General features: G+C 59.8%; 8 protein-coding genes. 4 read left to right on the forward strand and 4 right to left on the reverse strand.

The window, feature by feature from the left end:
• Window positions 1-36: 36 nt before the first annotated feature.
• Window positions 37-753 carry a FadR/GntR family transcriptional regulator gene (locus F617_RS0116080; RefSeq protein WP_003516533.1) on the reverse strand — a complete coding sequence of 239 codons (717 nt, stop codon included), beginning with the start codon at window positions 751-753 and terminating at the stop codon, window positions 37-39.
• 119 nt (window positions 754-872) lie between these two features.
• Window positions 873-2,318 carry an FAD-binding oxidoreductase gene (locus tag F617_RS0116085; RefSeq protein WP_003516535.1) on the reverse strand — a complete coding sequence of 482 codons (1,446 nt, stop codon included), beginning with the start codon at window positions 2,316-2,318 and terminating at the stop codon, window positions 873-875.
• A 200-nt stretch (window positions 2,319-2,518) separates the two neighbouring features.
• On the opposite strand from F617_RS0116085, the gene denD reads away from it, so the two are divergent.
• The 4 genes from denD to F617_RS0116105 all read left to right on the forward strand — a co-directional run bounded on the left by denD (window position 2,519) and on the right by F617_RS0116105 (window position 7,300).
• Window positions 2,519-3,505, forward strand: a complete 987-nt coding sequence (gene denD, locus F617_RS0116090) for a D-erythronate dehydrogenase (protein ID WP_003516536.1) — start codon at window positions 2,519-2,521, stop codon at window positions 3,503-3,505.
• Window positions 3,502-4,404: an NAD(P)-dependent oxidoreductase gene (locus F617_RS0116095; protein WP_019566003.1), complete on the forward strand. Its 903-nt coding sequence runs from the start codon at window positions 3,502-3,504 to the stop codon at window positions 4,402-4,404. Before denD ends, F617_RS0116095 begins: the two co-directional genes overlap by 4 nt.
• A gap of 9 nt (window positions 4,405-4,413) precedes the next feature.
• A complete protein-coding gene (locus F617_RS0116100) occupies window positions 4,414-6,198 on the forward strand; it encodes an IlvD/Edd family dehydratase (RefSeq protein WP_003516539.1) in 1,785 nt (594 codons plus the stop codon).
• 127 nt (window positions 6,199-6,325) lie between these two features.
• Window positions 6,326-7,300 (forward strand): threonine/serine dehydratase, encoded by a 975-nt coding sequence (locus F617_RS0116105; RefSeq protein ID WP_019566004.1) that lies wholly within the window; start codon window positions 6,326-6,328, stop codon window positions 7,298-7,300.
• Between the two features lie 12 nt (window positions 7,301-7,312).
• On the opposite strand, the gene F617_RS0116110 is transcribed toward F617_RS0116105, so the two are convergent.
• On the reverse strand, window positions 7,313-8,416 hold the full coding sequence (locus F617_RS0116110; protein ID WP_019566005.1) for an NAD(P)/FAD-dependent oxidoreductase: 1,104 nt from the start codon (window positions 8,414-8,416) through the stop codon (window positions 7,313-7,315).
• 452 nt (window positions 8,417-8,868) lie between these two features.
• Window positions 8,869-10,047: a M20 aminoacylase family protein gene (locus F617_RS0116115; RefSeq protein WP_019566006.1), complete on the reverse strand. Its 1,179-nt coding sequence runs from the start codon at window positions 10,045-10,047 to the stop codon at window positions 8,869-8,871.
• Window positions 10,048-10,161: the final 114 nt, after the last annotated feature.

A 10,161-nucleotide genomic window follows, 5' to 3' on the forward strand; every position in this document is an offset into this window, starting at 1 on the left:
TCCTATAGCTTTGCCGTTTAAGCTTCTGTTTGCGGCTCAGAAGATATCCAGTTCCAGATTGACCCGGCTTGCTGCCCCGAGCAGATGTTTGCGCATCGCATCCTTGGCCGCAGTCGCATCGGCGCGTTCGACGGCTTCGAAGATTGCCACATGTTCGGCGATCGTCACCTCCAGGATTTCCCCGAAAATAGCACGGGAGAAGGCGATGTTGATAGCCGAGCTGATGCGTTCTGCGATAAAGCCGAGAAACATCAGGAAATATTCGTTCTGCGTCGCTTCCGCCAGAATACGGTGAAAGTCGAGATCGGCCGCAACGCCCTCCGTCGACCAGTCGTCGGTCGTTCGCATCTTTTCCAGTGCCGCCGCCAGCCGCGCCAGCTGCTGCGGGTTGCGGTGGAGTGCTGCCAGACCCGCCGCCTCGATTTCCATCGGCATGCGAAGCTGGAAGAGATCGCGGAAATTTTCCGGATCGTTCAGACGGGACCGCTCGATGCGAATGGACAGTCTCTGCCGGGGATCGGTGACGAAAGCGCCCACGCCTTGCCGTGTTTCGACAAAACCTTCGTTGCGCAATTGCGCGATCGCTTCACGAATGACCGAGCGGCTGACGCCGAAGGTTTTCGCCAGAACATGTTCCGTCGGCAGCCTGTCGCCCGGCCCGAGTTTCGAATCATTGATTTCGCGGGCGATCTCCGCGGCGATCCGGCCGGGCAGATGATCGTTGCGATGTATCTGACTGAACTCCAGCGTCATGATTGCTCCCGTTCCACAGAAACGATTGGTCCGTTTTTTCCCGCAGCAGGCGACTTCCTCCTTCGCCGTCAGCGGGGTTTTCAGAGGCAGCGTATTCCGCCGCCTTTGCTGTTTGTCGATTAGCTATCCGGTTGCAGGGTTATCTGGCAACCGGGATTCATACGCAAATCGGGGTCAAAGGCATTTTTCAAACCCGTGATCATCCGGCGCTGCACATCAGATAGCCGGCTTTCGAAATCGGAGCGTTTCAGGCGGCCGATGCCGTGCTCGGCGCTGATGCTGCCGACGTAACGGTCAAGGACTTCGTTGACGAGGGTTTTCGATTTGTAGATGAAAGCTTCGCGCTCCTGCGGCGTTGCTCCGTTTGGCGGCAGCACGTTGAGATGGACGTTGCCGTCTCCGACATGGCCATAGGAAACCGCCAGGCATTCCGGCAGTTTTTCCGCCAGTTCAGCCTCTGCTTCGGCCACGAACGCCGCAAGTTTTGACAGCGGCACGGAAATATCGGTGCGCATATGGCTGCCGCGCAGCGCCTGACCCTCGTTCATGCCCTCGCGGAAAAGCCACAGCGATTGCGCCTGTGCTCGCGAGGAGGCGATGACGCCGTCCAGCACCAGACCGTCTTCCATGACGCCCTCGAGGAACCGTCCCATCAGGTCGGCAGTGTCTACTAGCCCCGAGCCGGAAATTTCCATCAGCACATAGGCCGGATAATCTCCGGCGATCGGCATTTTAAGGTCAGGGATTGCTTCGATTGCGAGCGTGAAGGCGACGGGCGGCATGAATTCGAAGGCGGACATCAGGTCGCAGCATTCGCGGCGGGCGCGGCGATAAAGCTTGATGGCGTCATCCAGCGAATTGAGGCCGAGCAGTGCCGTCTCGACATGTTCTGGATTGGGGTAGAGCTTTACGGACACGGCCGTGATGATGCCGAGTGTTCCTTCCGCGCCTATGAAAAGCTGCTTCAGGTCAATGCCACGATTGTCCTTACGCAGCGTCGACAGGCCATTCCAGATGGTGCCATCAGGCAATACCACTTCGAGACCGAGCACCAGTTCGCGGGTCATGCCGTAACGCAGAACGTTGATGCCGCCAGCATTGGTCGAGACGTTGCCGCCGATGCGGCAACTGCCCTGCGCGCCGAGCGACAGCGGAAAGAACATTCCCTTGTCCTGAACCGCATCCTTGAATTCCGACAGAATGCAGCCGGCTTCAACGACAGCCGAAAAATCGTCGCTGTCTATGGTGCGGATGGCGTTCATGCGCTCGAGGCTCAGCACGACCTGACGCTTTGGCTCATCGGGAATGCCGCCGAGCACCAGCCCGGTATTGCCGCCCTGAGGGATGATGGCGAGACCGAGTTCAGCGCAGGCGCGAACCGTATCGGAGACTTCCTTGGTCGAACGGGGGCGGATGACGGCTACCGCCGAACTGGTGACGTCGCCATGCCAGTCGCGGCAATAGCGCAGCATGTCTTCCTGCGATGTCAGCAGCAATGCCTCGCCCAGCCTGTTCTTCAGCGAGAACCGCAATTCCTCGATATCGTGTTCGCTCACGATCGTCATTCCACCCTCTCCGTCCAATCCGCCCTAAAATATCCGGGCAAAGGTCTTTCGCCCTTGCTTTTGCCGGTTTGTGAAAAAATACTATTTTCAATCAAACCATATAAGGTTATCAGACAACCTTACAAGCTAATTTATCGGTTCACGAGCCGATGATGTTTTTTCGGTCTCGGGAGAATGACCGGGCCAAAGAGGAGGAAGATATGCATATCGCAATCATCGGTGCTGCAGGCATGGTTGGCCGTAAGCTGACGCAGCGTCTCGTCAAGGATGGATCGCTTGGCGGCAAGTCGATTGACAGATTCACGCTTATCGACGTGTTTCAGCCTGAAGCGCCCGCCGGCTTCTCCGGTGCGGTTGATGCGCGCGCAGCCGATCTGTCCGCGCCGGGCGAAGCCGAAAAGCTGGTCGAAGCCCGCCCCGATGTGATCTTTCATCTTGCTGCCATCGTATCCGGTGAAGCCGAACTTGATTTCGACAAGGGCTACCGTATCAATCTCGATGGCACGCGTTATCTCTTCGACGCCATCCGCATTGCCAACGGCAAGGACGGTTACAAGCCGCGCGTGGTCTTCACCTCGTCGATCGCCGTATTCGGTGCGCCGCTCCCCTATCCGATTCCGGATGAGTTCCACACCACGCCGCTGACCAGCTACGGCACGCAGAAAGCGATCTGCGAGCTGCTGCTCTCCGACTATAGCCGTCGCGGTTTCTTCGACGGTATCGGCATTCGTCTGCCGACGATCTGCATTCGTCCCGGCAAGCCGAATGCGGCTGCTTCCGGCTTCTTCTCCAATATCCTGCGCGAGCCGCTGGTTGGTCAGGAAGCGGTTCTGCCGGTGCCGGAAAGCATTCGCCATTGGCACGCTTCGCCGCGTTCCGCTGTTGGTTTCCTTCTTCATGGCGCAACGATCGACGTGGAAAAGGTCGGTCCGCGCCGCAACCTGTCCATGCCCGGCCTCAGCGCCACCGTTGGCGAACAGATTGAAGCGCTGCGCAAGGTTGCGGGCGAAAAGGCCGTTGCCCTCATTCGCCGCGAGCCGAATGAGATGATCATGCGCATGTGCGAAGGCTGGGCGCCCGGTTTCGAAGCAAAGCGCGCCCGTGAACTTGGCTTTACGGCTGAAAGCTCCTTCGAAGAGATCATTCAGGTTCATATCGAGGACGAACTGGGAGGTTCACTGAAATGAGTGTCGGCGGGGAGGAGAAGAAGCGGTCGGTTGCCTTTATCGGCACAGGCCTGATGGGCGGGCCGATGGCCCGGCGTCTGCTGGGCGCGGGCTTTTCGGTTGCGGTGTGGAACCGCAGCGTCGAAAAGGCTGAGGCGCTGGTTGCCGATGGCGCGGTTCTCGCGGCATCGCCGGCCGAAGCCGCCAGGGGTGCCGATATCGTCATCACCATGCTGAGCGACGGCAAAGCCGTGGGCGAGGTGCTGTTCGAGGCGGGTGTGGCCGAAGCGCTGGAAAAAGGCGCTGTTGTCATCGACAGCAGCTCCATTGCGCCGCCTATTGCGCGCGAACACTCCTCCCGGCTACGGGCAATGGGCATTCATCATGTCGATGCGCCGGTCTCCGGCGGTGTGCCGGGCGCAACGGCGGGTACGCTCGCGATCATGGCCGGTGGCGATGAGGCGCTGATCTCTGGTCTTTCGGATTTCTTCGCGCCGATGGGCAGGCTCACCTATGTCGGCCCCTCCGGTGCGGGCCAGCTTTGCAAACTCGCAAACCAGCAGATCGTCGCCATCACCATCGGCGCGGTTGCCGAGGCGATGATGCTTGTGGAAGCGGGCGGGGCATCCCGCGAAGGGTTCCGTAACGCCATACGTGGCGGTTTTGCCGAAAGCCGGATATTGGAATTGCACGGCGAACGCATGGTGAAGCGCAATTTCGCGCCAGGCGGACCCTCCAAGTTCCAGCTCAAGGATCTGAACGGGGTGCTGGCGACGGCGAAGGATTTGTCCCTGACGTTGCCTTTGACCCAGCAGGTAACGCGGGAGTTCGATGATTTCGTCAGCGATGGTGGAGCCGATATCGACCATAGCGGTATCCTGCTTTACCTCGAAAAACTCAACAACCGGGAACAGGGCTGAGGCGGTCTCATGAGCGACGACAAGACACCCGTGCGGCGGCTGCGATCCCAGGACTGGTTCGACAACCCTGACCATCTCGACATGACGGCGCTCTATCTGGAGCGCTTCATGAATTATGGCGTGACGCCGGAAGAGCTGCGTTCCGGCAAGCCGGTCATCGGCATCGCGCAGAGCGGCAGCGACCTGACGCCCTGCAACCGCGTCCATGTCGAACTGGTCAAGCGGGTGCGCGATGGTATCCGTGATGCGGGCGGCATCCCCATCGAGTTTCCGACCCATCCGATGTTCGAAAACTGCAAGCGACCGACAGCGGCGCTTGACCGCAATCTTGCCTATCTCAGCCTGGTGGAAGTGCTTTACGGTTATCCACTCGATGGCGTCGTGTTGACCACGGGCTGCGACAAGACCACGCCTTCGGCGCTGATGGCGGCAAGCACGGTTGATATTCCGGCTATCGTCTTATCCGGCGGGCCGATGCTCGACGGATATCATGACGGCGATCTGGTTGGTTCCGGCACGGTCATCTGGCGCATGCGCCGCAAATACGGCGCCGGCGAAATCACCCGCGAGGAATTCCTGCAGGCGGCGCTCGAATCCGCTCCTTCGGTCGGTCACTGCAACACCATGGGCACGGCCTCTACCATGAATGCCATTGCCGAAGCGCTCGGCATGTCGCTGACCGGCTGCGGCGCAATCCCGGCCGCTTACCGCGAACGCGGCCAGATGGCGTATCGCACCGGCCGCCGCGCCGTCGAACTGGTTGTCGAGAATATCAAGCCTTCGGATATCATGACGCGCGAGGCGTTTTTGAACGCGATCCGCGTCAATTCGGCGATCGGCGGTTCGACAAATGCCCAGCCGCATCTGGCGGCGATGGCGAAACATGCGGGCGTCGAACTTCGCGAGGAAGACTGGCAGGTTCACGGTTATGACATTCCGCTCATCGCCAATGTCCAGCCCGCCGGAAAATGGCTGGGCGAGAAATATCACCGTGCCGGCGGTACGCCCGCCATCATGTGGGAGCTTCTGAAGGCAGGCAAGCTTGATGGGAGCTGTCCGACCGTGACCGGCAAGACCGTGGCGGAAAATCTGGACGGGCGGGAATCGACCGACCGCGACGTGATCCTTCCTTACGATAAGCCGCTCAAGGAACGGGCCGGTTTCCTCGTCCTCAAGGGCAATCTGTTCGATTTCGCCATCATGAAGACGAGTGTGATCTCGGCGGAATTCCGGCAGCGTTATCTGAGTGAGCCGGGTCGAGAGGGGATTTTCGAGGGCAAATGTGTGGTTTTCGATGGTTCGGAAGACTATCACGCCCGTATCAACGATCCGTCTCTCGATATCGATGAGCGCACCATTCTCGTCATTCGCGGGGCCGGACCGCTCGGCTGGCCGGGTTCGGCTGAGGTCGTCAACATGCAGCCGCCGGACGCGCTGTTGAAAAAAGGCATAACCAGCCTGCCGACAATCGGCGACGGCCGGCAATCGGGAACCGCGGACAGCCCGTCGATCCTCAATGCCTCGCCAGAAAGTGCCGCCGGTGGAGGACTGGCATGGCTTCGCACCGGTGATGTGATCCGCATCGACTTCAATCAAGGCAAGTGCGACGCGCTGGTACCGGATGCAGAGCTTGCTGCCCGAAAGGCCGATGGCATTCCTGCGGTGCCTGCGGATGCCACGCCCTGGCAGCGCATCTATCGTCAATCGGTGACCCAGCTTTCGGACGGTGCGGTTCTGGAAGGGGCCGCGGATTTCCGCCGGATTGCCGAGAAGATGCCCCGGCACAACCACTGAGCATTCATTTGCAAGCGCATGACGAAAGATCCCCGGCCAAGACCGGGGATTTTTCTTGTCCAGCCGGTTTCACTATTAATTGCGACCTCCTAATGTACACCCAACATCCGCATTACAGGGGCAGGGCATGACAGATATTTCGATGATTGAGGCAGCGCGCCAGCGCATCGGCGAACATGCGGTGCGGACACCGCTTCTGTCGTCGCATTTTCTGGATGAGATTGCCGGGAGGAAGCTGTTCGTGAAGGCCGAGTGCCTGCAAAGAACGGGTTCGTTCAAATTTCGCGGCGGCTGGTCGGCGGTATCCGGTCTGCCGGCCGATGTGCGCGCCCGTGGCGTGATCGCCTTTTCCTCGGGCAACCATGCGCAGGGCGTCGCGCTTGCTGCTCGTCTGCACGGCGTGCCTTCCGTCATCATCATGCCGTCCGATGCACCAAAAATCAAAATCGACAATACCCGCGACTATGGTGCGGAAGTGGTGCTTTATGACCGGGCGAATGACGATCGCGACGCCATTGGCGACCGCCTGTCGAGCGAGCGCGGACTGACCCTGATCAGGCCCTACGACGAACCGCTGGTGATTGCGGGGCAGGGGACTGTCGGGCTGGAAATCGCCGAACAGGGCTTGGAACTCGGTATCGATGCGGCCGAGGTTCTCGTGCCCTGCGGCGGCGGCGGCCTCACATCCGGCATCTCCCTTGCCCTTGCGGCGAAAGCGCCGAACTACAAGGTCAGGACGTCAGAACCCGAGCGGTTCGACGATGTGGCGCGCTCACTCGCAGCGGGCAAGATCCAGCGGAATGCAACGACTTCCGGTTCGATCTGCGATGCAATCATCACGCCTCAGCCCGGTAACATCACCTTCCCGATTATGGTTGGGCTTTGCGGAAAAGGCATTGCCGTGACCGAAGATGAAGCACTGCGGGCCATGGTTCTCGCCTTCAACAGGCTGAAGGTCGTTGTCGAGCCGGGCGGCGCGGTGGCCTTGGCGGCGGCGCTGTTTCACGGCAACGAGCTGGAGAGCGAAACGGTGATTGCGGTTGCCTCCGGCGGCAATGTCGATCCGGAGATCATGGCGAGCGCGCTGTCCCGTTTCGGCTGAGATCAGGTGAGATCAGGCCTCGAGCCGTGCCGCAACCTCGTTGGCCATCGCCAGCGAGGCGGTGAGGCCGGGGCTTTCGATGCCGAAAAGATTGACGAGACCGGCAAGTCCGTGGGTTTCCGGCCCGTCGATGCGAAAATCCATGGCCGGTTCGTCGGGTCCTGAAATCTTCGGCCGGATGCCCGAATAGGCCGGGATCAGCGCGTGTTCCGGTAGGCCCGGCCAATAGCGGCGGATCGCGTCGCCAAAACCCTCCATGCGGCGGGGATCGACGGCATAATCAATGGTGTCGACCCACTCCACATCCGGCCCGAAACGGGCCTGACCGGCAAGATCCAGGGTGAGGTGCACGCCAAGGCCGTGGGTGTGCGGAGCGGGGTAGATGAGCCGTGAAAAAGGCGACTTGCCGGTCAGCGAAAAATAGCTGCCTTTGGCGAAACGCGCCTCCGGGATCGTGTGCTTCGGCAATCCCTCGATCTGTTTTGCCGCCAGCGGTGCCAGAAGGCCGGCGGAGTTGACGAGCAGCCGGCATGTCAGGCTGAGAGGTTCCTTGCCGCCAACGTGAACGCGGAAACCGTTGCCGGTCGCTTCCGCCCTTTCGAATGGTGCATTCAGGGCGAGGGCTGCGCCATGGTCTTGCGCGTCGCCGAGCAGCGCCAGCATATAACCATGGCTATCAATGATGCCGGTCGAAGGTGAAAGCAGGGCCGCTACGCAGGTTAGCGCAGGCTCGAGCGACAGCGCCTGCGTGGCATCGATCAGTGCGAGGTCGTCGCAGCCATTGGCGTTACCCTTTTCCTTGAGGGCCGCCAACAGAGCCGTCTCGTCCGCGTTCGCTGCCACGATGAGTTTGCCGCAGCGGCGGTGCGAAACGCCATGGCTCTGGCAGAACGTATAAAGCCGCTCCCTGCCTTCAACGCAAAGGCGTGCCTTGAGGCTGCCTTCAGGATAATAAAGCCCGGCGTGAATAACCTCGCTGTTGCGCGAAGAGGTGGCGGAACCGAATTCCTTTTCGCCTTCGAGGATGATGACGGAAAGACCACGCATCGCCAGCTCGCGGGCCGTCGCCAGTCCGATCACCCCGGCTCCTATGATGATGGCGTCTATATCCGTCATGGTCCTTATCCGAGCCTGCCAATGATTTTGAACGGAAATGCCGTCTGCGACGTTGATCCTGCGCAATGGGTAGATTGATGCTTGTCCGGCGGCAAGTCGCGATCCGTATTTTTCCCAATGCGCCGAACTTATGGAATTTTATCTCTACTGAAACAGTGGGGAATAAAGCTATTCTTCACGGGAAATAAGCAGTGCCCGCTTTGACGGGCCGAGCAGGGAAGGGAGTTGTACAATGTCTTATTCCAAGGCCGGAAAAGCAAAAGACTTTGTCTCGCAGCCCCAGTCGCAGCGAAACTGGAGAGATTCGGTTCACGCGGCTCTTGTCGGCGTGTGCGTGGCTTTTGTCGCAGCGGTCATACTCGGTCTCGTTCCCTGATCCTCCCAGATTTTCTCATCAGGAAACTTGAGAAAAAAAGGCCGGTCGCTCCTCCGACCGGCCTTTTTATATTCATTCACGCCTTCAGATAATCCTCCGCCAGATCGACCCAGAAGGCGGTTCCGATTGGCAGGATATCGTCGTTGAAGTCGAATTTCGGATGGTGCAGCGGCGGGTCGTTTTCGGTGCGCGCGGTGCCGAGGAAGAAGTAGCAGCCGGGCCGTTTTTCAAGCATGTAGGCAAAGTCTTCCGCGCCCATGGACGGGCGCTGCATTTCAACCACCTTTTCCGCCCCGGCAAAACGACGGGCCAGACCGGCGACATATTCTGTTTCCGCCTTGTGGTTGACTGTCGCATTGTAGCCGCGCTGGTAATCGAGCGTGACACTCATGCCATAGCTGGCCGCTTGGCCTTCGGCTATCGCCCGGATACGCTTTTCCAGTTCGTCGCGCACACCCGCGTCGAAAGAACGGATGGTGAGCAGCATTTCCGCCTTCTCGGGAATGACGTTGCTCGCAACACCAGCATGGAATGCGCCAACAGTGACGACCGCCGACAGTTGCGGATGGATGTTACGGGACACCACCGTCTGCAAGGCCATGATGATACTGGCGCCCGCAACGATAGGGTCGGCCGCATCCTGCGGTTCGGCGCCGTGGCCGCCATATCCGTTGACGGTGATCCTGCATTCATCGACGGCGGCAAGGATCGGGCCGTCGCGCAGGACGAATTGTCCGAAGGGTACGCCGGGATCGTTATGGAGGGCAAAAACCGCATCGCATGGGAAGCGGTCGAACAGTCCGTCCTCGATCATGATGCGGGCGCCGCCGAAATTCTCCTCCGCCGGCTGGAAGATCAGATGCATGGTCCCATCGAAATTCCTGCGTTCGGCGATGATCTTCGCGGCTCCCAGGAGCATGGCCGTGTGTCCGTCATGGCCGCAGGCATGCATGACGCCATCATTGGCGCTTGCATATTCCGCTCCGGTTTCCTCACGGATCGGCAGGGCATCGATATCGGCGCGAATGCCGAGCGTGCGGGCACTGTCGCCATTGCGGAGTGTGGCGACGATGCCGGTTCCGGCCAGTCCGCGCGTTACTTCGTAACCCATTTCCACCAGCTGTCCGGCAATGAAATCCGAGGTCTGGAATTCGGAAAGACCGATTTCGGGATGCCGGTGCAGGTGGCGGCGGATTGCCACCACATCCGGCATATGGTTGGCGAAGGAGGCAATGTTTGCGGTCTGTCTAGTCATTTTCGAAGTCCCTGGTTACGCCGCTTTTTTCCAGCGCTTTTTGCAAATTTCATAGCAGCATATACGCGGGCATGTAAGGGGCGTTGCCGGAGCCGGAATGCCTTGAAATTCATC

The organism is Agrobacterium sp. 10MFCol1.1, from assembly GCF_000381165.1.
Lineage (GTDB): Bacteria > Pseudomonadota > Alphaproteobacteria > Rhizobiales > Rhizobiaceae > Agrobacterium > Agrobacterium tumefaciens.